General features: G+C 72.3%; 18 protein-coding genes and 1 pseudogene. 6 read left to right on the top strand and 13 right to left on the bottom strand.

The window, feature by feature from the left end:
- From ACY34K_RS30295 to ACY34K_RS30285, 3 genes are all read right to left on the bottom strand, one after another.
- On the bottom strand, positions 1–1,097 hold a 1,097-nt coding region (locus tag ACY34K_RS30295), incomplete at its 3' end, for an N-acetylmuramoyl-L-alanine amidase (protein WP_462752802.1).
- A 656-nt stretch (positions 1,098–1,753) separates the two neighbouring features.
- A complete protein-coding gene (locus tag ACY34K_RS30290; RefSeq protein ID WP_462752800.1) occupies positions 1,754–2,029 on the bottom strand; it encodes a GlsB/YeaQ/YmgE family stress response membrane protein in 276 nt (91 codons plus the stop codon).
- Between the two features lie 241 nt (positions 2,030–2,270).
- Positions 2,271–3,389: an aminoglycoside phosphotransferase family protein gene (locus tag ACY34K_RS30285; RefSeq protein ID WP_462752798.1), complete on the bottom strand. Its 1,119-nt coding sequence runs from the start codon at positions 3,387–3,389 to the stop codon at positions 2,271–2,273.
- A 234-nt stretch (positions 3,390–3,623) separates the two neighbouring features.
- Between ACY34K_RS30285 and ACY34K_RS30280 the strand changes: the two genes are divergently transcribed.
- Positions 3,624–5,114, top strand: coding sequence for a DNA-binding protein NsdB (locus ACY34K_RS30280; protein ID WP_462752796.1), 1,491 nt, complete (start codon positions 3,624–3,626; stop codon positions 5,112–5,114).
- A 146-nt stretch (positions 5,115–5,260) separates the two neighbouring features.
- On the opposite strand, the gene ACY34K_RS30275 is transcribed toward ACY34K_RS30280, so the two are convergent.
- Complete coding sequence (locus tag ACY34K_RS30275) at positions 5,261–6,718, bottom strand: PP2C family protein-serine/threonine phosphatase (RefSeq protein ID WP_462752794.1); 1,458 nt, start codon at positions 6,716–6,718, stop codon at positions 5,261–5,263.
- 1,038 nt (positions 6,719–7,756) lie between these two features.
- Between ACY34K_RS30275 and ACY34K_RS30270 the strand changes: the two genes are divergently transcribed.
- Entirely contained in the window at positions 7,757–8,776 is a 1,020-nt protein-coding gene (locus ACY34K_RS30270) for an NAD-dependent epimerase/dehydratase family protein (protein ID WP_462752804.1), read from the top strand.
- Positions 8,777–8,800: 24 nt separating this feature from the next.
- On the opposite strand, the pseudogene ACY34K_RS30265 reads toward ACY34K_RS30270, so the two are convergent.
- A pseudogene (locus tag ACY34K_RS30265) lies at positions 8,801–9,239 on the bottom strand (adenosine deaminase); the annotation flags it as partial.
- A gap of 237 nt (positions 9,240–9,476) precedes the next feature.
- Here ACY34K_RS30265 and ACY34K_RS30260 point away from each other — a divergent pair.
- On the top strand, positions 9,477–10,412 hold the full coding sequence (locus ACY34K_RS30260) for a hypothetical protein (RefSeq protein ID WP_462752792.1): 936 nt from the start codon (positions 9,477–9,479) through the stop codon (positions 10,410–10,412).
- A 293-nt stretch (positions 10,413–10,705) separates the two neighbouring features.
- On the opposite strand, the gene ACY34K_RS30255 is transcribed toward ACY34K_RS30260, so the two are convergent.
- Positions 10,706–11,170: a MarR family winged helix-turn-helix transcriptional regulator gene (locus tag ACY34K_RS30255; RefSeq protein ID WP_462752790.1), complete on the bottom strand. Its 465-nt coding sequence runs from the start codon at positions 11,168–11,170 to the stop codon at positions 10,706–10,708.
- Positions 11,171–11,236: 66 nt separating this feature from the next.
- Between ACY34K_RS30255 and ACY34K_RS30250 the strand changes: the two genes are divergently transcribed.
- Positions 11,237–11,746 (top strand): SgcJ/EcaC family oxidoreductase, encoded by a 510-nt coding sequence (locus tag ACY34K_RS30250; protein ID WP_462752788.1) that lies wholly within the window; start codon positions 11,237–11,239, stop codon positions 11,744–11,746.
- Here ACY34K_RS30250 and ACY34K_RS30245 read toward each other — a convergent pair.
- The 4 genes from ACY34K_RS30245 to ACY34K_RS30230 form a co-directional block, all read right to left on the bottom strand.
- Entirely contained in the window at positions 11,721–12,206 is a 486-nt protein-coding gene (locus tag ACY34K_RS30245; protein WP_462752786.1) for an SRPBCC family protein, read from the bottom strand. The genes ACY34K_RS30250 and ACY34K_RS30245 overlap by 26 nt on opposite strands.
- Before the next feature lie 23 nt (positions 12,207–12,229).
- Positions 12,230–13,033 carry a VOC family protein gene (locus ACY34K_RS30240; RefSeq protein WP_462752784.1) on the bottom strand — a complete coding sequence of 268 codons (804 nt, stop codon included), beginning with the start codon at positions 13,031–13,033 and terminating at the stop codon, positions 12,230–12,232.
- A gap of 175 nt (positions 13,034–13,208) precedes the next feature.
- The gene (locus ACY34K_RS30235; protein ID WP_462752782.1) at positions 13,209–14,843 is read right to left on the bottom strand and encodes an alkaline phosphatase D family protein; all 1,635 of its coding nucleotides are present in this window, start codon (positions 14,841–14,843) and stop codon (positions 13,209–13,211) included.
- 50 nt (positions 14,844–14,893) lie between these two features.
- Positions 14,894–15,874, bottom strand: a complete 981-nt coding sequence (locus ACY34K_RS30230; RefSeq protein WP_462752780.1) for a LysR family transcriptional regulator — start codon at positions 15,872–15,874, stop codon at positions 14,894–14,896.
- A 72-nt stretch (positions 15,875–15,946) separates the two neighbouring features.
- On the opposite strand from ACY34K_RS30230, the gene ACY34K_RS30225 reads away from it, so the two are divergent.
- Positions 15,947–16,597, top strand: a complete 651-nt coding sequence (locus ACY34K_RS30225) for a maleylpyruvate isomerase family mycothiol-dependent enzyme (RefSeq protein WP_462752778.1) — start codon at positions 15,947–15,949, stop codon at positions 16,595–16,597.
- A 62-nt stretch (positions 16,598–16,659) separates the two neighbouring features.
- Here ACY34K_RS30225 and ACY34K_RS30220 read toward each other — a convergent pair whose 3' ends face one another.
- Both ACY34K_RS30220 and ACY34K_RS30215 read right to left on the bottom strand, forming a co-directional pair.
- Entirely contained in the window at positions 16,660–17,847 is a 1,188-nt protein-coding gene (locus tag ACY34K_RS30220) for a S8 family peptidase (RefSeq protein ID WP_462752776.1), read from the bottom strand.
- A gap of 164 nt (positions 17,848–18,011) precedes the next feature.
- The gene (locus tag ACY34K_RS30215) at positions 18,012–19,451 is read right to left on the bottom strand and encodes a tetratricopeptide repeat protein (protein ID WP_462752774.1); all 1,440 of its coding nucleotides are present in this window, start codon (positions 19,449–19,451) and stop codon (positions 18,012–18,014) included.
- Positions 19,452–19,600: 149 nt separating this feature from the next.
- Here ACY34K_RS30215 and ACY34K_RS30210 point away from each other — a divergent pair, with 149 nt between their 5' ends.
- Entirely contained in the window at positions 19,601–20,320 is a 720-nt protein-coding gene (locus ACY34K_RS30210) for a hypothetical protein (RefSeq protein WP_462752772.1), read from the top strand.
- 115 nt (positions 20,321–20,435) lie between these two features.
- On the opposite strand, the gene ACY34K_RS30205 is transcribed toward ACY34K_RS30210, so the two are convergent.
- A complete protein-coding gene (locus tag ACY34K_RS30205; protein WP_462752771.1) occupies positions 20,436–21,650 on the bottom strand; it encodes an MFS transporter in 1,215 nt (404 codons plus the stop codon).
- Between the last annotated feature and the right edge of the window lie 159 nt (positions 21,651–21,809).

Genomic DNA, 21,809 nt, shown 5'->3' with positions numbered 1-21,809 from the left:
CAGGCGTCGGGGGCGACCAGGAATCCCTCGTGCTCCAGACCCACCGCCTTGGCGTTGACGTACCAGTTGCCCGCGTGCCAGCCGACGTCCTTCAGCGGCAGATGCTGGGCGATGTGCCCGTCGGACGAACGCAGCGAGTACTGCCACGACACGTACGTCGGGTCCTGCACCATCTTCAGCGTGATGTCCCACGTCGCCTCGGTGTCATGGATGACGATGTAGTCGACGGACTGGGACGCGGGCCGGTCCGCCTTGTCGTGGTTGCCGTACTCGCCGTCGCCGAACTCCTCGTACGGAGCGGGGATCCACTCGCACGCCACGGTGCGCGGGCACTCGGTCCGCCCGGCGTCGGCCGTGCGCAGTCCGAGCGCGGCGATCTGCGCCGTGTCCGGCGCCACGTCCGGATCAGCGGGCAGGGTGACCACCTGTCCGCTGTCGGTCGTACGACGCTCACCCGTACGAATGACGTCGTAGACATCGTTCGCGTACGTCGCCGCGGTCGCGGTGTCGTCGGCACCCGAGTACCGCGCCACCGCCCCGTACCAGTCGGCCGGATCGGGGCTCGGTGGCCGGCCGAGTTCCCGCTGCGCGGCTGCCAGCAGCGCCGCACCGCCCTGGATGTTCGCCGCCGTGCTGGTGCGCAACTGCTCCGGCGACAGTCCGGAGAGCTCGGCGGCCCGCTCCAGCGTCCGCAGCCGGGGCGGCGGCCCGGACGGATCCGGCAGCCGCGCCTCCGCCCCGTTCCCGGCGGGTCGCGAGGTGTCGCCGCGGGCGTCCTCCGTACCGTGCGCGTGATGCGGCGCGGAAATCACGGTCCGCGCGTCGGTCAGATGCATCGGCCCGTAGCCGCCCGTCACGCTCGGGGCGCCGCCGTGGGTGTCCCAGCGGGACTGCAGGTACGACACGGCGAGCAGCACACTCGGCGGCACCCCGTGGCGGGCCGCGGCCGCCGCGAAGTCGCGCTGCAGCGCCCCGTCACCCGCGGGCGTTCCGGCGGTGGCGGAGGGAGCGGCGGAAACCAGGGGCAGCAGCAGGACCGCGGACGCCGCCGCGCCACCCGCTCTCCATGGACGCCGAGGACGAGCGGTACGGAGCAACGCAGCCTCCTGGGACGGACGGTGGGTGGCCGGACCCGGTGCGCCGGGTGGGCACGGAGATCTTCCAGGCGTAGCGGCTCACACACGAACCGTCAACCAGACTTGCTCAAGCGGGACTTGAAAGTGTGATATCCCGATTTCGACCGCTCGCGGGCCGGGTCGGCGGGGCGAATCGGGGACGGCTCGGAAGCCGTCAGTCGACGTGGACGGCAAGCAGGCAGGCGTCGTCGTGCGCGCTGTGGACGGACTCGTCCGCCAGCCGGTCGACGATCGGCTGGGGCGCCGCTCCCCGGCTCGCGGTGAGCGCCTCCGTCAGGGCCGCGATCCCGCCCGTGAAGTCCTGTCTGGCCGGGGGCCCGCCCTCCGGGCGGACGACGCTACTTTCGAAACACGCCCCAGGCCCGCAAGGTCGCGTCCCACGCTCGACGAAGGCCTTGAGCGACGCGACGCCGGTGGTCCGAGGCAGGGGCATCAGGACCTCACACCCGCGGCCTCCGGAGCCCGCGTGCTGCCGGGAGCGTTCATGGTGACGGCCTTCCTCGTCGTGCTCTCGCCCGCCCGGGCCCGAGCGGCCCCGTGCCGCCCGGGCCCGGGCAGGCGGCTCGTCGCACGGCGAGCGCCGCGCGCCCCTGCCGGGGTGTGCGGCGCCGTGCCGGTCAGGCGTGCGCGCCGTGGCCCCTGCCGGCGAAGAGCCGGTAGAGGGCGAGGATGATCACCGACCCGACGACCGCCGCTATCCACGTGGACAGCTCGAAGAAGCCGTCGATGGAGTCCACGCCGAAAACCACCTTGCCGAGCCAGCCGCCCAGCAACCCGCCGACGATCCCGATCAGCATGGTCACCAGGATGCCGCCCGGGTCCTTGCCCGGCATCAGGGCCTTGGCGATCGCGCCGGCGAGCAGACCGATGACGATCCACGCGATGATTCCCATTCTCGACCTCCATGACGATTGCGCATGTCCCGCGGCCGCGGGAACATTTCACCGCGTTGCCGGACGCGTGGTCGATAAACCCCCGCAAGGTGCTCGCGCAGGCCGGCGGCGCGCGTGCCGCGCCGCCCGCCGCCTTCGCCGGCCGGGCGCTTCGGCAGGAGCGCGCGCCCGACACGACAGTGCGCTGTACGTCCGGTGTGTCGGCACCGGGCGCACAGCGCACGTCCCCCGCGGCGGTGGGTCAGCGAGTGCCCACCGCGGCGCGCACGGCCCGCCGTGCCAGCGCGCAGTCGTCGTGCAGCCGCCTCAGCAGCAGCCGCTGTTCCTCTCCGGTCGACAAGCCTCCGTGCTGGACCGGAATCGAGCCCACGGGTGGCGCCTCCCGGATCGTGCGCTGCACCGCCGTCTCGTATGTACGTATCTCCCGCGTCAGCACGATCATCAGGTTCACCAGGAAGGCGTCCCGCGCGGCGGGGCCCGCCGCCTGCGCCAGCTGACTGATCTGGCGCCGTGCCACCGGGGCATCGCCGAGCACGGCCCACAGGGTGGCCAGGTCGTACCCCGGGAGGTACCAGCCCGCGTGCTCCCAGTCGACGAGCACCGGACCGGTCGGGGACAGCAGGATGTTGGAGAGCAGCGCGTCACCGTGGCAGAACTGCCCCATGCCCTGGCGGCCGCCGGCATGGGCCAGACCGTGCAGCAGCTTCTGCAGGTCGTCCCGGTCCCGGTCGGTGAAGAGCCCGAGCTCGTGGTAGCGGGAGATCCGCGAGGCGTAGTCGAGCGGCGCGTCGAACGTGCCGACCGGCGGGCGCCAGGCGTTGAGCCGGGCGATCGCCCCGAGTGCCGCCCTCAGGTCGGCACGGGGCGGCGCCTCGACCGGATGCCGGGTGAGGGCCGCGGCCCGCCCGGGCATCCGCTCGATGACCAGCGTGCAGTTGTCGGGGTCCGCGGCGATCAGCCGCGGCGCGCGCACCGGCGGACGGTGGCGGACGAAGGCCCGGTAGGCGGCGATCTCGTGCCGGAACCGCTCGACCCACGCGGGGGAGTGGTCCAGTAAACACTTCGCGACCGCCGTCGTGCGTCCCGTCGCGCCGACGAGCAGCACGGAGCGGCCGCTTCGTCGCATCACCTGCACCGGGTTGAACTCCGGGCAGATCCGGTGCACCGAAGCGATCGCCTTCCTCAGCTGCGCGCCCTGGGGACCGGACAAGTCGATTCTCCCGCTGAGCGGCCCGGGGACCGTCCCCGCCCAGCGCCGGGCCCGACCCGCCTGGGTGGGATCCAGATACGGACCGCTGCCGGCCGGGAGGGTTCGCTGCGGCCGGGGCGGGGCGGACACGGAGGACGATGCTGTGTACATGGGCGAGACAGATCCCTTCGTGTGCCGACGAGTTACGTACGCTGCCCCGTCCCGACAACCGGCCGACACCCTGGGGAATGAGGGCCGGTTGCCGGGACGGGGTGGCGCTTTCCTACCTGACACCCGGGCGCGGGTGGCACACCATCTGGCGCACCCTGGCGAACCCTGGCGAATAGTCGCCAGCCCTATGACAGGGGGTTACTGTCAACTCAGCCGAGAACCTGGGGGCTTGACGTGACCGGAGAACCCAACACCCGCCTTGCAGACCTGTTCGGCCTCGCCGGCTGGTCGAAAGGCGAGCTCGCGAGACTCGTGAACCGGCAGGCGGCGGCCATGGGCCACCCGCAGCTGGCGACCGACACCTCCCGGGTGCGGCGCTGGATCGACATGGGGGAGACCCCGCGCGATCCCGTGCCGAAAGTGCTGGCAGCCCTGTTCACCGAGCGACTCGGCCGTGTCGTGACCATCGAGGACCTCGGGTTCGTACGACACGGGCGCGCCGGGAAACGGCGGGACGTCAGGAACACCGAGAACCCTGACGGGCTGCCCTGGGCGCCCGAGCGTACGGCTGCGGTCCTCACCGAATTCACGGGAATGGACCTCATGCTCAACCGACGCGGCTTGGTGGGCGCGGGCGCCGCGCTCGCCGCAGGCTCCGCACTCACCAGCGCCATGTACGACTGGCTCCACACCGACCCCGCATTCACCCCCGACGCTCCCCGCACCGACCCCCTGCACGCCGACCCCGCTGGGTTCGACCGCTACGAGGCCGCCCCCATCGGGTCGCAGGAGATCGAGGCGCTGGAGCGTTCCGTCGAAGTGTTCCGCGCCTGGGACGCCGCCCGTGGCGGCGGTCTCCAGCGCAAGGCCGTCGTCGGCCAGCTCAACGAGGTGGGCGGCATGCTCGCCTACCGCCACCCCGAGCACCTCCAGCGCCGCCTCTGGGGCGTCGCCGCCAATCTGGCGGTCCTGGCCGGCTGGATGTCCCACGACGTGGGCCTGGAGCCCACCGCCCAGAAGTACTTCGTCATCGCCGCGCACGCGGCGCGCGAAGGCGGCGACCGGCCACGTGCCGGCGAGGCCCTCTCGCGTGCGGCCCGTCAGATGGTCCATCTGGGGCGGCCGGACGAGGCCCTCGACCTGATGAAGCTCGCCCGGTCCGGCTCGGGCGAGCAGATCCTGCCGCGGACGCAGGCCATGCTGCACACCATCGAGGCCTGGGCGCAGGCCGCGATGGGTCGCGGACAGGCCATGCGCCGCACTCTCGGCGAGGCCGAGGAACTGTTCGTCTCCGACAAGAGCGATGTGCCCCTGCCCAGTTGGATGCAGACCTTCCGCAGCGAGGACCTGTACGGCATGCAGGCGCTCGCCTACCGGACGCTGGCCGAGCACGAGCCGGGCGCCGCCAGGCAGGCCCAGTACTTCGCCCAGAAGGCCCTGGCACTGCGCAACGACGGCCGGCAGCGATCCAAGATCTTCGACTATCTCTCGATGGCCTCAGCCTGCTTCATCGCGGACGACCCCGAGCAGGCCGACCGGTACGCCCGGCTCGCCCTGATGTCGATGGGCGAGACCTCGTCCCAGCGCACCTGGGACCGGCTGCGCGAGATGTACCGCCTCACCGGACAGTACGCGGGCTACTCCAAGATCCAGGATCTGCGCGAGGAGATCCAGCTGGCCATGCCCAAGTCCGGCACCAAGAAGCCCAGGACCACCGAGATCTAACGAAGGGCCGGCACCATTCCGGCCCTCTCCCACCCTCCTGCCCGTCTGTGCCCGGCACTGTTCCGCAGGCCGGCGGCCGGCCCCGCACACGCCGATGACGCGCAACGCCCATCACGTTGCGCGCCCCGTCCTCCGTTCCCGCCCTCCTAGGTTCCGTCGCCGACCCTGGCGACCAGGACACAGGCGTCGTCCTCACGGGACTCGCCGAACTCCTCCACCACCGACCGCACACACTCCTGTGCATCGCGCGTCCGGGTGAACCGGTGCGCCATGGCGAGCAGCCTGTCGCCTCCGGACGTGTCCGACAGGCTCGTGCCCGCAGTGCGGGTCAGCCCGTCCGTGTGCAGGATCAACAAGTCACCGGGCAGCAGCTGAACTTCCGCCTGTTCGTACGCCGCCCCGGATGTCGCCCCGAGGAGCACGCCGTCCGGACGCGCCAGCGCACGCCCCGTCCCGCCGCGGAACAGCAGCGGGGCGGGGTGGCCTGCCTGCGCCCAGCTGAGCGTCCCGGTCGCGGGACTGTACCGGCAGCACACCGCGCTGCCCAGCGCGGGCTGTGCCGAGGCCTCCAGCAGCTGGTTGAGGTGGCCCATCAGAGCCGCCGGGCGGATGCCGGCGACCGCCATGCCGCGCAGCGCGCCGAGCAGCATCGCCATGGACGAGGTCGCCGTGACGCCGTGCCCGGTCAGATCGCCGACGGTCAGCAGGGTGTCACCATCGGGTAGTTGCAGCGCGTCGTACCAGTCGCCGCCGACCAGCGCCGTGGCTCCGGACGGCAGATAGTGACCCGCCAGGTCCAGGGCGGCGGCACCGCTGTGCGGCATGCGGGTGGAACCGCGCCAGGGTGGCAGGACGGCCTCTTGGAGCTCCACGGCCATCCGGTGCTCGGTCTGCTCGATCTGCTGCCGGCGCTGCAGTGAGCCGCGTGATTCGCGTACCGCCCGTTCGCTGCGGCGCAGTTCGCTGACGTCCCGTAAAACGGCCCACATGGACGCGGTGCAGCCGTCGCTGTCGAGGACCGGCTCGCCCATCATGTGCAGGGTCCGCACACAGCCGTCCGGACGCACGATCCGGAACTCCCCGTCGATCGGCTTGCCGTCGATCAGAGCGCCCGTGACCATCGCCGTCAGCAGCGGCTGGTCCTCGGCGAACACCAGGGAGGGCAACTCGTCCAGCGACATCGGCCCCGCCTCGGGCAGCCGGCCGAAGATCTGGAAGAGCTCGTCCGACCAGCTCACCTCGTCCGTGAGGAGGTTCCACTCGCCGCTGCCGACCCGGCTGAGCAGCGCTCCCGCACGCCCGCCCTGCTCGAACACCATGTCGTCGGACTCCGTGTCGTACGGCTCCGCCGACGTGTCGAAGGCGTCCGGAACGCCTTCCTTCAGCTGGTCCAACTGGGCGCCCACATCGTCCAGTTGGTGCACGGCGAGGTCGCACAACGCGCGCTGCCAGCGTCCCTGCGGGTCGTCCTCGTCCACCACGGCGTCCCGGCGCACGGCGTCGACGTCCCCGCGCAGCCTGCGGGTCTGCGAGATGAGGGCGTCCACCGTGCCGCGCTCGGGCGGTTGCTGGGCGGGACTGTCCGCGAACAGATGGGACGGCATGTCGTACTCCGATACAGGCGCGCACGGCCAGGGTCTGAAAGTGAGGACCGGTTACGACTGTTGCACAGGCGGCGAGGGCCTGTAAGGGGTTTGGCAACACTCGATACGGTGGTGCTTCTGGCATATGCCGAAGGCCCGGTGGGAATCGGCCTGCCCCGGCCGGAACTCGTAACAGGATCGAGTCAACATACCCTCCGTCCACCCGTACCGTGGCCAGGTCGTGGCCGGGTCCTGTGAGGAGCCCGGGTGCACCGCCACGTGCGGGATGCTCTCCGGTTCGGTGGGTCGCCGCAGCAAGGACCGCGGTCGGTGCTCACGCAGGTAGACCGCCGCTCCTCGCCCCATGGCAGGGGGTGGTGGTCGGTCAACTCGGGGACAGCATCCTCCACTTCACTCGTGCGGGTGGGTATCGCGATCGCGTAGTTGACGATGGTGGCCCGGTTCTGTCGCCTCCTTGGCAAAGCCGCGGCCGACCGCCGGCAGAGCCGTTTCGGACATGCCGTAGCGGACCGTCCCCGCCGGGATCACGAGGGCGGAGCCACGACGTATACCGGGCCCGCCTCCAGGGCCGGCCGGGCCTCGAAGACACAGATTGTTGACGAATGCATCGAACTCGGGCGGCGGCTCCACCGCCGGAACCGCCCCCTCTTCGGTGCCGGGTCCGCGGCGACCGGCACGACCACGATGGCGGGCGCCTTCGCGCGTGGCTATTCGACCGCGGCCGCTCGGCTGCGGCCGTCGCCACGCTGCCGGAGCTCCGCCTGTCTGCCGCCATTGGCGCCCCCCGACCGGGCCAGGGCCGGGGCGATCGCCGCGCCGATGGCCCGGGCCGAACCGGTGACGGGAGACGTCCCGCCCGTGAGATCCACCTGTATACGCCGGGTTCCCCTCTCGCGCGGGTCCTCCCCAGGTGCCCTGGTGCCCTGCGGCCCCGCCCGGCACGCGGAGACGTGGACCCCGCGGGAAGGGGTACCCGGACGTCCCGGCAGGGGAGCCGGGGCCGAGCCGCCGGAGGCAGGAAGGGCAGGAACCGTGAGCATGGAAGCCGGCAAGAGGGTTGTCGTCACCGGGGCCACCGGAAACGTCGGGACCAGCGTGGTGGCCGCCCTGGCCGCGGACCCGCGGATCGCATCCGTACGCGGACTGGCGCGGCGGCGTCCCGGCTGGTCACCGCCCAAGACGGAGTGGGACACGGTCGACCTCAGGAAGGACACCGACCTCACCGTTCATTTCGAGGGTGCCGACGCCGTCGTCCACCTGGCCTGGGCGTTCCAGCCCACACACGACCCGGTCATGACCTGGCGCACCAACGTCCTGGGCAGCCTGCGGGTCTTCCGGGACGTGGCCGCGGCGGGCGTACCGGCACTCGTTCACGCCTCGTCCGTCGGCGCCTACTCGCCCGGCCCCAAGGACCGCGGGGTCGACGAGTCGTGGCCGACGCACGGCTGGCCGGACGCCGCCTACTGCCGGGAGAAGGCCTACCTGGAACGCACGCTCGACGCGTACGAGGCACAGAACCCGGGGATCCGCGTCGTCCGGATGCGGCCCGCCTTCCTCTTCAAGGAGGAGTCCGGCAGCGAACAGCGCCGGATCTTCGCGGGGCGTTTCCTCCCGGGCCAGCTGGCCAGGCCCAGCCTGGTGCCCGTGGTCCCGGACATCCCCGGTCTGCGCTTCCAGGCGCTCCACACCGACGACGCGGCGCGGGCCTACCTGCAGGCCGTCCTGCGCGACGTGCGCGGGGCGTTCAACCTGGCCGCCGAGCCCCCCGTGGACGCCCACGCCCTCGCCGCGCTCCTGGGTGCCCGGGTCGTACGCCTGCCGCGCCCCGCGGCCCGCGCGGCCCTCGCCGCCGGCTGGGGCCTCCATCTGATCCCCGCCTCCCCGCACCTCTTCGACGCGTTCCTCCGGCTGCCGCTGCTGGACTGGACGCGGGCCCGCACCGAACTGGACTGGCGCCCCGAGCGCACGTCCATGGAAGCGATCGACGAGATGCTGCGGGGCATGAGGCAGGGCTCGGGCATGGACACCGCGCCCCTGGTCGGCCGCAAGGCGAGCTGAGGCCCTGTCCCAGCGCCAGCGCTGCCGCTCGAACGCGGCGAAGGCGCCCTCCTGGCGCCACTGCACGGCCGCCTTGGCGCTTCCCCGCAGGAAGCGCGCGCAACCGGGGCCGGGACTCCCCCTGCCCGGGCCGGTCGGCGGCACAGACCGGCACGGGCTGGTACGCGGGGCCGGGTCCGCCCCGCCACAGGCTCCGGCCGCGCAGGAATTCGTACTCCAGCGACGAGCGCGCGAGGTCCTTCAGCTCCGGATGGCCGAGCCCGTACGTCAGGGCCGCCCGCTCGTACTCGGCGCTGATGTCGGTCCGGGACACCCCCGGATCGTCCGTGGCGAGAACCACCGGGACGCCGTGCCGGCGGTACAGGCGGAACGGACGGCCGGCGCCCCGCACGCCGAGGATCTGCTCGTTGCTGGTCAGCGGCGTCTCCACGGCGATCCGGCGCCGGGCCATCAGTCGCAGCAGTCCCCCCCGGTCCGGGACCACCCTCCCGGGTGAGGGGGAGGGCCGTCGGGCCGGGGCCGCCGACGCCTCATGTCGGTCAAATACGCGGCGGCAGCGACCGGTATCGGCCATCAGGGGCCCCGGGGCCCGGTGACCGGGTGAGGCGCAGCCGGAGGAGGGGCACACCCAAGGAGGGGAACCAGGACGCCCGGACGTCCGGCCCGTTCCGACAGGCACGAGGGTGAGAGGGGGACAGCCGTGCCGGACAGACGTCCTCGCGGTTACCAGCCCGACTGGCAGCCTCGCCCGGCCACACTGGAACTGCTGTCCGCCGTCGAGGTGATACTCGGCCGGTACGCCGCCCAGCTGCCGCTGACGATCCGTCAGATCTGGTACGCCGCGGTCGCCGAGGGCGTGATCGCCAGGCAGGAGCGGACGTACAAACGTCTCGTCGACGTCCTCGGCATGGCCCGGCGCTCGGGTCGCATCTCCTGGCTGGCCATCAGCGACGGATCGGGCGAAGTGGTGGAGCCCGTCGCCTACGACGGGCCGGACGGCTTCCGCCGGGCGCAGCGGGAGGCGGCCCGCGGCTACCGGCTGGACCGCCAGGCCGGTCAGGAGTCGCGGCTCGAAGTGTGGTGCGAGACCGTCGGCATGGTCCCGCAACTGGCCGCGGTCACCGACCCGTGGGGGGTACCCGTGTACGCGGGCACCGGCTTCACGGGGTTGGCGGGCAAGCGCGAGGCCGCCCGGCGGGCCGCCACCGGTGGACACGGAACCGTGCGCATCATGGTGATCAGCGACTGGGACCCGAGCGGGCTCCACCTGTTCACCGCTCTCGCCGAGGACATCATGGCCTTCGCGGCCCTCGACGCGCCGGACGTCCGCATGGAGTTCGAACGGCTGGCCGTCACCGAACGGCAGATGGCCGACTACCGGCTCCCCACCGCTCCGGTGAAGGCCACCGACCGCCGCTCCTTCCCCGGCACCTCCACCACCCAGGCCGAGGCGCTGCCGCCCGACGTGCTGGCCTCGGTGGTGAGGGAGGCGATCAGCACCCACCGCGACGCGGCTGTGCTGGCCGATCTCCTGGGCCGCGAGGAGGAACAGCGTCGCGTCCTCCTGGACGGGCTGCCCGAGCGGAACCCCTGGCCCCCCGACCGGAACCCCTGGCCCCCGGCCGGCGGCCGCTAGGGCGCTTCCTCTGCTCTTCTGCCGCGCCACTGCTTGAGGCGGCACCACTGCTCGTGGCGGTTGAAACACCGCTCCACGACGTTCCGGTGCTTGTACGCCTGGCGGTAGAAGGCCGGTGGACGGCCTCTGCGGCTGCCTCGCCGGGCCCGGGTGCGGGCCTGGTCGGCCCCCTCGGGAATGGTGTGGGTGATGCCCTTGCGGCGGAGCCGGGTGCGGATCGTCGTCGAGCATTCCGTGTGCGGTCATCGGCCACGCCGCCCCGGTGACCCGGTGGCGGCCGGTCGGCCTGATCGTCATTCCTCTTCCGCGAGGGCCTGGGTGGCCTCCCGCTGGATCCGCGCGGAGCGGTGGAGGAAGTCGAGGATCACGGTGAGCTCCGCGTCCGAGTAGTCCGCGTACAGGTCGGCCAGCCGGGTCGCGAAGGGGGCGAAGAGGGGCGCGAAGCGCTCCGCGACGCCCGGATCGACCTCGACGTTGACCCGCCTGCGGTCCTGGGGGTCCTTCACCCTGCGGGCGTACCCCTTGCGCTCCAGCCGGTCGATCAGCCCGGTCACGGAGGCCGGCACCAGGCCGGTGAGTTCTCCCAGCTCACCCGCGCTGAGTGCGCCGGACCGCTGGAGAAGGTCGAGCGTCTTCTCCTCGACCGCGCTGAGGCCCATCCGGGCGCTGATCGCCGCGTGATACATGACGGCCGCGTTGCTGTGCGTCCGTCCCGCCTCCCGGAGTTCGGCGAGCAGTTTCTCCCTTGACGGCCCCATCACGCCTCCATATATTTAGTTCGGCCGAACGAAATATATCAGGAGCGGAAGGGGCGAGGCGGCGACATGGACACCCGAGAGGCCGAGATCCGCGAACTCTTCGCGACGTACTGCAGGACCTGGACCGAGGGAGACTCCGCCGGGTTCGGACGACTGTTCACCGAGGACGCGGACTACGTGTCCTACGACGGCAGCTGGGCGGCGGGAGCCGCCAGGCTGCGGGACAACCACGACAAGCTGTTCCGCGGCGTGATCGCCGGCTCGGCGATGGTCGGCGAGATCGAGTCGCTGCGCTTCGTCGGCGACTCCGCGGCCGTGCTGGTGGCCAATGGATCAGTGCTCATGCCCTGGCGCAGCAGACTGCCGAAGCGACGGCTGTCACGGCAGACCGTCGTCTGCGTCCGTACGCCGGAGGGCTGGCGAATAGCGGCGATCCAGAACGGCCGGCAGCGGCCGGTGACCATCCCCGAACCGGATTCGATGCCGTCCCGGGCGTCGCAGGCCATGACCCGGCTGGCGCAGCGCCTCGGCATAGGCCGGGCCCGCGAGGTCACCCTGCCCCAGGGCCTGGCGTAGAACCTGTCCCTCCCGAGGAAGGGCCCTGGTCGCCGGCCTCGGCCCGCTCCTTCAGGGCGCGCAGTTCCGTCTCCACGTAGCGGCGGGTCATCGGCGCGGTGAAGAGGCCGACGAGGCCCGCGAGGCGGCCCCGCTGCTCGATGCCCAGCACCACCTCCACGGGGCGGTCGCCGGGCGGCTCGGGGGTGATCAGCTCGTGGGTGGCCGTGGTGGTGACGCCCGTCAGGGTGGAGACCCATGTGAAAGACCGGTGGGGGGAGAGTTCGACCACCTCCCACACGGCCTCCCGCAGGCCCGGCTGCTTGATGCGCACCCTGCTCCCGACCGCGAGTTCCCCCTCGTCCAGGTGGCGCAGGGAGGTGACCGTCGGTGTCCACCGGGGCCAGCGCTCCACGTCCGTCAGGAGGGACCAGATCCGGTCAGGACCGGCATTGACATGCAAAGACGTCCGATACTTCATGCGGATGTTCTACCAGTGCGCGATCAGCCCTGGCGGTCGGCCGTCGTGATGGTGAAGAGTCCGCCGTCCGGGTCGCGGAGCGTCGCCTCGACCTCCGGGGTGTGGCTGATGACGGTGCCGCCGTGCTGACGCGCCGCCGCGACACAGCCCTCGACGTCCGGCACGGGGAAGTGGACCTGCCAGCGCGGACGGATCGTGGGGTCGGGAGCGGCCTCCAGCGCTCCGGAGTTGAGGCGGGCGACCACATGTCCGCCGCTGCGCAGCACGACCTCCTCCTCTTCGTACTCCACGTCGCAGCAGCCCGGCCGGCCGCACGCCCAGTCCAGGACCTCCCCGTAGAAGATCGCGGCCTCGAAGGCGTCCCTGGTCTGCAGCCGTACCCACGCGGGAGCGCCGGCCCGCCAGGTCTCCCATCCCGACAGCAGTTGCCCCTCCCAGATGCCGAAGACGGCCCCGTCCCGGTCGGCGGCCAGGGCACCCCGCCCCAGGGCGAAGGCGACCGGTCCGACGGCGACGGTGCCGCTGCGCTCCCTGATCCGGGCCGCGGTCTCGTCGGCGTTCTGGACGGCGAAGTACGGAGTCCAGGCGACGGCCACCTGGAGGGCGGTGGCGAGCGCCCCGATCCCGGCGACCGGCTTGCCCCTGGCGAGCGCCACGCTGAATTCCTCGCCGAGCCGTGCGGGACGGAACTTCCACCCGAGGACGGCGCCGTAGAAGTCGTGTGCGGCCCCCAGGTCGCGCGTCATCAGACTCACCCAGCAAGGGGCGCCGAACACCGCGTCGGAGGTCACGCCCGAGGCGGTGGTCGCCGTCGGTTTCCTGTTCATGTGCAAGACCGTCCCCAACCGTCCGGTGGCACGCCGCCGCGTCTTTCCGTCCGCGCTTCCCCGCTTCGCGGGCCGCGGAGCCCGGAGTCCATCCTTGCACTGTTTGCGACGAACGGTCCGGTTTGGTGTGGTTCGTCAGCCGTGCACCCTACGTGCCGGTAGGTATGTGGCGTCCTCACGCGCGGTGGAGGCCGGGGAGGCCCGTCCCCGTGGTGAAGGTGGCGGTGGTGCCGATGCCCCCGCCGGGGGTGGTCACGGTCGGCACGTTCTTGAACGCGATCCGGGCCAGGGACGAGGACAGGCTGATCACGGTGTATCCGCGCTGCCCGTTGTAGTACCTCAGATGCGGATTGGCCCTCGTGAGGTTGTCCCAGTTCGCGGGCTTGACACTGCCGTCCCTGCCGCTGGTGAGGGACGTCGTGGAGATCTCGGTGCCGACGGTGCGCGAGGCGGGATCGTCGAAATCGGCCTTCAGGTCGAACGCGTACCCCACATGGGCGTCGCCGGAGAGCACCATCAGGTTCTCCAGGCCGGCCGCCTGCGCTCCGTCCAGGATGCGCTTCCGGGCGGCGGGGTAGCCGTCCCAGGCGTCCATGGAGAGCTTGAAGTCCGGCGTCGGGAGACTGCGCCGCTGAGCGAAGGTGACCTGCTGCGGTACGACGTTCCACACCGCCTGCGAGGCGCGCCAGCCGTCGAGGAGCCACCGTTCCTGAGCGGCCCCCGTCATGGTGCGGGCCGGGTTCTCGGACTCGGGTCCCGGGGCCTGCCACCCGTCGCCGTAGGCCTGGTTGGAGCGGTACTGGCGGGTGTCCAGGATGTCGAACTGGGCGATCTGGCCGAAGCGCAGACGCCGGTACATCCTCATGTCGGGGCCACTCGGGCGCTGCGCCTCGCGCAGCGGCTGGTTCTCCCAGTACGCCCGGTAGGCGGCGGCCCGGCGCAGGAGGAACTCCTCGGGCGGTACGCCGTTCTCGGAGATGTTGCCCGCGTAGTTGTTCTCCGTCTCGTGGTCGTCCCAGGTGACCACGAACGGGTGGGCGGCGTGCGCGGCGATCAGATCCGGATCGGACTTGTAGAGGGAGTACCGCAGCCGGTAGTCCGCCAGCGTGAGCGTCTCACGGTTGAAGTGCGCGGGGAGCGTCCGGTCGGTGTAGCGGCGGTGCCCGCCGGCGGAGTCCACCGGATACTCGTAGATGTAGTCGCCCAGGTGGACCACCATGTCCACGTCCTCGGCGGCGAGGTGTCTGTAGGCCGTGTAGTAGCCGTCGTAGTAGGCCGCGCAGGCGACGGCGGCGAACGACATGTCGAAGACGTAGCCGAGCGGCCCGGGAGCCGTCCGGGTCCGGCCCACCGGACTGATCCAGGTCCCGGCACGGAACCGGTAGTAGTACTCCCGGCCGGCGTCCAGGCCCGCGACCTCCGTGCGTACGCTGTGGCCGAACTCGGGGTGGGCCGTGGCGGTCCCGGTTCTCAGGACGAAGGCGAAGCGTTCGTCGTGGGCGACCTCCCACCGCACCTCCACCCGCTCCGCCGGCAGCCCGCCGTCGGCGCTGTACGCCTCGGGCGCGAGACGGGTCCACAACAGGACGGAGTCCGGCATCGGATCACCGGAGGCGACGCCCAAAGTGAAGGGGTTCTTGGTGATCTTCCGGGCGTCCAGCTCCGCCGCACCCGCGACACCGGCGGTCGGCAGATGCGTGGTCAGCGCGAGCGCGGCGGCGGCACCGGCGACCGAGAAGAACCGCCGGCGGCCGATGCGCCGGGCCGCGGCCCGCAGCTCGGGCGAATGAGTTTCCATACGGCGTGTCATATGACGTACCGGCGAGGGCGGTTGCCGCGGCACTCGGGCGGGCCCGAGCGTCATCCGAACGCATGACGGTGGGCGGGACCCGTTGGGGGAGTGACGGGCGGCAGGCGCTCGATCAGGTCGGAGAGGAGTGCTCGGGCCGCGGGGCTCGACGGGCCGGCGGACCGCCAGGCGAGGGCGACCCGGCCACGCATCCGGGGGCGGACGATGGGCAGGGTACGCAGTGGCCCCTCGACAGCGGGCGCCCCCTCGACAGCGGGCGGCCACTCGGGGGCGGGTCCGTCGCCGCCCGGCAGTACCGCGACGCCGAGGCCCCGGGCGGCGAGTCGGGCGAGGACCTGCGGAGCCGCGGCCTCGAAGGCGACGTGGGGACGGAAGCCCGCACGGGCACACGCGCGTTCGAGCACGGCCCGCACGCCCGTGCCGCGCGGCAGGCAGATCAGCGGCCGCTCACGCAGCTCGGTCAGGGCGACCTCGGTGCGGTCCGCCCGGGTCAGGAGGGGGTCGCCGGGAGACACGGCGGCGACCAGCGGTTCGTCGATCACCGTCTGGAGGGAAAGGCCGGCCGGCGGCTCCTCCGTGGTCGGTCCCAGGAGAGCGACATCGAGCTCACCGGCGAGAAGCGCCACCTCCATCCGCTCCGAGGTGTCCTCGGTGAGCGCGATCTCCACCCGGGGGTGGGCGTCGTGGAAGTCGGCGAGGAGCGCGGCCACGTCGAAGGCGTGGCCGGTGGCGCCGGAGACGAGCCCGATCGAGACCCGGCCGCGCAGTATCCCGGTGAACTCCTCCACCGTCTGCCGCACGCCCTCCACCGCGGCGAGCGCCGCCCGGGCGTACGGCAGCACGGCCCTGCCCACTTCGGTCGGCCTGACCGACCTGCCCGAGCGGTCGAGCAGCGGCTGGCCCAGCTCCTTCTCCAACTGCCGTATCTGCGCGCTCAGTCCGGGCTGGGAGAGGTGGAGACGGGCCGCGGCACGCGTGAAGCCGCCCTCCTCGACGATGGTGACGAAGTAGTGGAGCTGACGCAGTTCCATAACCATTCATTCTAGATCGCAGCAGATCCATGTATTGGACGTATGGCTCAATCCTGCCTCACCCTTGATCACATGGAGATGGACACCCACCGCACCGTCCGGAAGACCGATATCAGGGCCGCGATAGCGGCGGAACGCACCGAGCTGGCGGACTTGCTCGACGGCCTGCGCCCGGGCGAGTGGAACGAGCCGAGTCTCTGCGCGGGCTGGCGGGTGCGCGAGGTCGTCGCCCATATGTCGATGGGTTTCCGGCTCTCCCTGCCGGCCACACTCGCCCAACTCGTGAAGGCACGAGGCGATCTGCACCGGATGACGGACCGCGTCGCCCGTCGGGACGCGGCCGCGCACTCCACCGGCCGGCTCGCCGCATTCCTGCGGGACAACGCGGACCACCCCTGGACGCCACCGGTCGGTGGGTTGGAGGCGGCCCTCGGCCACGACGTCGTGCACGGGCTGGACGTGACCGTGGCCCTCGGTCTCGGCCGTCGCGTCCCCGAAGACCGTCTGCACCTCCTGCTCGGTCAGATCCGCCCCCGCGGCGTCACGTTCTTCGGGGCGGACCTCGACGGGGTGCGGCTGTGTGCCGACGACCTGGACTGGTCCTACGGTGACGGCACACCCCTGTACGGCGCTGCCCAGGACCTCCTGCTCGTCGCGTTCGGCCGCAGGCTTCCGGCCGGCCGGCTGCGGGGCGAGCCCAGCGCCCGCTTCACCCGGGCCTGAGCCGGGGGTCCGCGGAGGCCCGGAGCCGCGACAGCGACCGGCCGGGACCGGTGCGCAGAGGGTCAGAGCCCGCCGGTCTGCAACAGCCGGTTGGGCGAGCCGGGCGTCACCGACAGGATGTCCTTCACCGACCGGTCGGCCAGCCACAGGGCGACGTCCTTGGGCGTCGCGGCCGGGAACCTCTCCTTCAGCAGGGCAGCGACGCCGGCGACGTGCGGCGCGGCCATGGACGTGCCGTTCAGCGCGACGCTTCCGCCCCCCAGCCTCGCGGAGACGATGGCCGCGCCGGGGGCGTACATCCACAGACACGGGCCGTGGTTCGAGAAGGAGGTCTGCCGGTCCTGGGCGTCGGTGGCGCCGACGGTGACGACCCGGTCCGCGCCGGCCGGGGAGACGCCACAGGCGTCCACCGCGTCGTTGCCGGCGGCGATGACCGGCAGGACGCCGCTGTCGGACAGGGCGGTCGCGGCGTCATTGACGGCCTGCGACCTCGGGCCGCCCAGCGATCCGTTGAGGACCGCGGGCTGCCGCGCGTACCGCGCCACCCAGTCCATACCCGCGATCATCCCGGCCAGCGAACCCCTGCCCTCGCAGTTCAGGACACGCACGCTGACCAGCGTGGTGGCCCGGGCGACCCCGTACGTCGCGCCCCCCACGGTTCCGGCGACATGAGTGCCGTGCCCGTTGCAGTCCTGGCCGTTGCGCCCGTCGCCGATCGCGTCGTAGCCGAACACGGCACGACCGCCGAACTCCGGGTGCCGGTAGTCGATCCCGCTGTCCAGGATGAACGCGGCCACGCCCCCACCGGTGCCGTTGACGTTGAACTGGCCGTCGAGCGGCAGTCTGGGCTGGTCGATCCGGTCCAGGCCCCAGCTCGCGGCCGGCACCCGGGCGGAGCGGGCGGCCGGAGTGGCCGTGACCACGGCGTCCTGTTCGACGGCCCGCACTTCGGGGAGGGAGCGGACGGTCGCCAGCTGGGAGGCGCTGAGCTTGGCGGCGAAGCCCACCAGAGCGCTCCTGTACGCGTAGAGCGGTGTGACGCCGAGCTGTTGGGTCACCTGGGTGGCCGAGACCGACCCGCGTTCGAGCGTGACGATGTACTGGCCGGGGACGGCCGCCGCCTCGGCGGTGTGCAGGGGCGCGGGGGCGGAACGGCGGGGCTGGGGGCCGGGCTCGGCCGCGAGGGCGGGAGCCGCGGCGAGGGGGAGCAGCAGGAGCGCGACGGACGCGCAGCGTGCGGACAGCCTCATACGGACACTCCGTTCGGGAAGGTGAGGCGCGTTGTCGGCGGAGGGTCGGCAGGCCGGGGAGCCGGCAGCGATGATGCCGAGAGGCTTGCCGTCCGCGGCCCCGCGCAGTCGCGGATGGCGAGTACCGGCCAGCGGAGAGATCCGTGGCGCAGGGTGCCCTCGGCTCAGCCCTCCGGGGCGACCGCAGCCCCGTCGTGTCCGGGGGCCCCGGTTCCGGCCTGGGCTGCGGCCCGTTCGCGCGCCTGCGCCGCCAATGCCGGATTGCCGAGCCGTTCCTCGAGGCGGGCCTGCGCGGTCCAGTTGTACGGGCAGACCGGGCGCAGCTGGATGCGCTCGCTGAGCAGGGCGCGCGCCAGGTCCGTCCGGTCCGACCGCAGGGCGGCCTCGACCAGGGTCCGCTGGATAGCGTCGCGCTGGGCGTGACTGCCGCCGAACTCGTGGAGGCGGTGCCGCACCGGCAGCAGCAGGTCGACGGCCCGCTCGTACTCCTCGCGCCCGTACACGACGAGCGCCCGGCACACCGGCAGGCCGATGTCTGCCGTCATGGCGCGGTTCGACAGCCGCGCGCGTGAGGTGGCCAGCCACGCCTCCCGGTCGCGTACCAGCCGTTCGGCGAGGGCGATCCGGCCGGCCCCCACGTACGCCATGACGGCGTGCGCGTCGTTGAAGGCGTAGTAGGGCCCGTCCTCCCGGTTCTCCCAGGCGTCGGCCACCTTCGACCACCTGGCGCTCTGTTCGTGCCCCGCCAGATGGAGCCGCCACAGCAGGGCGGAGGCGTCGAGGAGTTCCATCGCGACACCCGCCGAGTCCTGGTGGTGGAGAGCGGCGTCGTAGATGTCCAGCACACGCGTGGTGTCGCCGAGTTCCAGGGCGTAGAGGGCGTAGTGCCACCAGTTGTGGACCGTGAGCAGGGAGTCGCCGGACCAGGCGTCGCGGCGGGCGTCGAGAAAGCGGATCCCGTCGTGGAAACGGCCGCGCATCTCGTAGGTGTGCACGACGCCGTGGATGCCCCACACATCGCGCGGATGGCGGGCGAGGGCCTCCAGCCCGACTTCCTCGGCCCGTTCGTAGTACCCCGACTCCTCCAGGCCGAAGGCGTACATGCCGAGCAGCGGACCCCGGTGGGGATCGTCCTCGGGCCACGCCCCCAGCGCCCCGCCGACACGGTCGCGCAGACGCGCCGCGTCCCCGGTGAGGAAATCGTGCTGATGTCCCGCGAACAGCGCCAGCGCGTCGAGCGGATGAGCCACGGTGAGCTCCCCGAGCAGACGGCCGGCGCCGTGGAGGTCGCCGTCCAGCCAGGCCTCCGCGGCCTCGAGGTGCATCCGCTCGCGGGACGACACCTTCCCCTCGTCGAGCCCGGCGCGGAAGCGGACGAACACCCGCCGTGCCTCGGCCGCGTCCTTCTCCTCCGTGCCCAGCACCGCGAGGTACGCCGCGAGCACCTGTCCCATCACGGACCGCGGTGAGTCGGCGAGCACCGACCGGGCCGCCCCGACGACGTCGCGCCGGAAGAACAGCAAGTGGTCCACGGCCCGTTCGTAGTGGGCGACGGCCTCGGGGCCGGTGTCGGTCATCCGGTGTCCGTGCCGGTCCGCTGTCATGCCTCACTCCTGTCGCTGTGCTGAATGCCGGGGCTGTTCCAGGCCCGGACAGCCTTCCCGGCCGGGCTGCCGGCCATGGCACCCGTGCGCATGAGCCGGTGTGCCGGAGCGCTGACCGGCCGCTCGGGTCCGCGACTTACGATCGGTTCATGAAGCCGCTGTCCAGAGCGGTCCGTGTCGTCGTGTCGGACCATGCCCACCGCACCGTCCCTCCGGCGCACCCGCCGACGTACGAGATCACCGATCCCCAGGAGGTGGGGGCGGTGGTGGCCGCCCTGGCCTCCGCCCCGGAGCCCGATCCCGCTTTCGTGTGCATGTGCGGGGAGGAGCCCCGGGTCACGCTGTACGACAGGGCCGGACAGCGCATCCGCGCGCTGGACGCGCACGCTCTGCCGCTGCTCGACCCGGCGCTGCCGGGGTCGTTGCCCGCCCTCCACCGCGCGGCCTGGGCGGCGGCGGCCCCGCGGGCCCTGCGCGGGTACGCGGAGAAGTGGGCCCGCGGCGAGACACCGGCCCCGGGCGACGGGCGGACCGCACCTCTGAGCCTCGTCCTCAGCTGGCTGGGGGCGCACTCCACCGGCACCGGCGCCGCCCGGCTGGTCGCGCGCCTCGCCCCGCTGACCCTGCTGGAGGCGGCGCCGACGGACGAGCTCGCCTGGGCGGTCCGCGAGACCGACGCCGACGGACTCGACGCCGCGGTGGGCTTCTTCGCGAGCGAGGGCTTCACCTCTCGCCACCCCAAGAAGCGCCGGGTCGGCGCCACGGCCCGCGATCTGCTGCTCGGGCACGCCCGCAGGGCCCACCCCGGACGTCTCACGGTGCTGGAGCGGCGCCTGCTGCTCGCGGCGGAGGACCGGATCCGGCGGTGAGTCCCGGCCCGGACCGGGGCGGCCCGGGCGCGGCCGGGGGCGTCCCGGACCGACGGCCGGCGGGCCCTTCGGGTTGTCGGGCCGACGGGGCGTCAGGGGCCAGGCCGTCGGGGCGTCAGGCCGTGGTCGGAGGGTGCCGCAGCAGATACAGCCCGGTGCTCGCGACGACGACCGTCACACAGCCGGTGAAGATCAGTCCGGCGCGCTCCAGACCGAGCCACATCGTCATCGCGCCCACACCGACGACGGGCAGGGAGATGCCCGTGTAGGCCACCACGAAGAATGACGAGACGGTGGCTCCCCGATGGGCCGGCGGGGCGGCGTCGCTGACGGCGGTCAGGGCGGCACGGAAGGCGAGCCCCTGGCCGAGCCCGCCGCAGACCGCTCCGGCCACCAGCAGTGCCATCGATTCCACCCACAGCGACGTGCCGACGAGCACGAGGCCCACCACCAGGACCAGACAGCCGAGCGGGAGTGCGGCCCGAACGGACAGACGTCCCGTCAGGGACTGGCCGACGGTGGAGGAGAGGAACACCGAGAAGACGATCAGGCCGGAGACGGCCAGATTGTCGACGTCGAGGGTCTGCGAGACGAAGCTCGGCGCCACCGCGGTGAAGAGGCCGAGCAGGGAGAAACCGGCGAACGCGGCCAGCGCCGCGGGCGTGAACACACCGCGGACCTGCGGCGGCACGTACAGCCCCTGCGGTGAGAGCGGAGGCCGGCGCCGCCGGTGCTCGACCGTCTCCGGCAGCAGCAGGACGAGAACGGCGGCCACCGCCAGAAGGACGAGGTGGGTCAGGAAAGGCAGGCTGAGCGGCCACGGGGCGTACTCCGCCAGCAGACCGCTCAGCAGCGGCCCGCAGCCGAGACCGCCCATGTTGGCGGCCGTCGCGGCGAATCCCGCCCGTGACTTCTGTTCCGGCGCCGCCAGTTCCAGCACGGTGACGGTGCCTACGCCGCTGAGCAGCCCGGCCGAGAACCCGGAGAGGACCCTCCCGGCGAAGAGGAGGGGCAGCCCGCCTTCCAGCAGGAAGCACACGGCACTCGCGGCGCCCAGGATGAGGGCGTACATCAGCACGGGGCGGCGGCCCGCCTCGTCGGAGTAGTTGCCCACGAGCAGGAGCGTGGTGATCACGCCGACGGCGTAGACGGCGAAGACCACCGTGACCATCAGCTCGGAGAAGCCCAGCTCCTCCCGGTACAGCCCGTACAGCGGGGTGGGGAGTGTGGTGCCCGCCATGCCGATGGCGAACACCGCTGCCGCCGCCGGATAGCCGAGGCGCCGACCGTGTGAGGAGTGGCGTGCGGCCGGGGGAGTGGTGCGGGTCATGGCGACCACAGTATGGCCGCGAACCGATCTTTCTCAGAAAGCCATAGCGGGCGGAATGTTCGCTTCCGTCAACAAGAGGACACGAGTGGCTATTTTCGGTCAGAGTGCTGTCCGGTGCGATGGCTTCCGTAGTCGGTCGGTATCGCCCAGTGATCGCCG

The sequence above is a fragment of the Streptomyces sp. STAM6 genome (assembly GCF_054963715.1).
Note: the sequence above shows the minus strand (reverse complement) of the source record. Positions and strands in the feature narration are given on the sequence as shown.

Excerpts from the sequence above, each read along its gene's own strand:
- ACY34K_RS30290 (WP_462752800.1), bottom strand. The coding sequence starts at position 2,029 with ATGGGAATCATCGCGTGGATCGTCATCGGTCTGCTCGCCGGCGCGATC.
- ACY34K_RS30285 (WP_462752798.1), bottom strand. The coding sequence starts at position 3,389 with ATGTACACAGCATCGTCCTCCGTGTCCGCCCCGCCCCGGCCGCAGCGA.
- ACY34K_RS30275 (WP_462752794.1), bottom strand. The coding sequence starts at position 6,718 with ATGCCGTCCCATCTGTTCGCGGACAGTCCCGCCCAGCAACCGCCCGAG.
- ACY34K_RS30270 (WP_462752804.1), top strand. The coding sequence starts at position 7,757 with ATGGAAGCCGGCAAGAGGGTTGTCGTCACCGGGGCCACCGGAAACGTC.
- ACY34K_RS30255 (WP_462752790.1), bottom strand. The coding sequence starts at position 11,170 with ATGGGGCCGTCAAGGGAGAAACTGCTCGCCGAACTCCGGGAGGCGGGA.
- ACY34K_RS30250 (WP_462752788.1), top strand. The coding sequence starts at position 11,237 with ATGGACACCCGAGAGGCCGAGATCCGCGAACTCTTCGCGACGTACTGC.
- ACY34K_RS30245 (WP_462752786.1), bottom strand. The coding sequence starts at position 12,206 with ATGAAGTATCGGACGTCTTTGCATGTCAATGCCGGTCCTGACCGGATC.
- ACY34K_RS30240 (WP_462752784.1), bottom strand. The coding sequence starts at position 13,033 with ATGAACAGGAAACCGACGGCGACCACCGCCTCGGGCGTGACCTCCGAC.
- ACY34K_RS30235 (WP_462752782.1), bottom strand. The coding sequence starts at position 14,843 with ATGACACGCCGTATGGAAACTCATTCGCCCGAGCTGCGGGCCGCGGCC.
- ACY34K_RS30230 (WP_462752780.1), bottom strand. The coding sequence starts at position 15,874 with ATGGAACTGCGTCAGCTCCACTACTTCGTCACCATCGTCGAGGAGGGC.
- ACY34K_RS30225 (WP_462752778.1), top strand. The coding sequence starts at position 15,947 with ATGGAGATGGACACCCACCGCACCGTCCGGAAGACCGATATCAGGGCC.
- ACY34K_RS30220 (WP_462752776.1), bottom strand. The coding sequence starts at position 17,847 with ATGAGGCTGTCCGCACGCTGCGCGTCCGTCGCGCTCCTGCTGCTCCCC.
- ACY34K_RS30215 (WP_462752774.1), bottom strand. The coding sequence starts at position 19,451 with ATGACAGCGGACCGGCACGGACACCGGATGACCGACACCGGCCCCGAG.
- ACY34K_RS30210 (WP_462752772.1), top strand. The coding sequence starts at position 19,601 with ATGAAGCCGCTGTCCAGAGCGGTCCGTGTCGTCGTGTCGGACCATGCC.
- ACY34K_RS30205 (WP_462752771.1), bottom strand. The coding sequence starts at position 21,650 with ATGACCCGCACCACTCCCCCGGCCGCACGCCACTCCTCACACGGTCGG.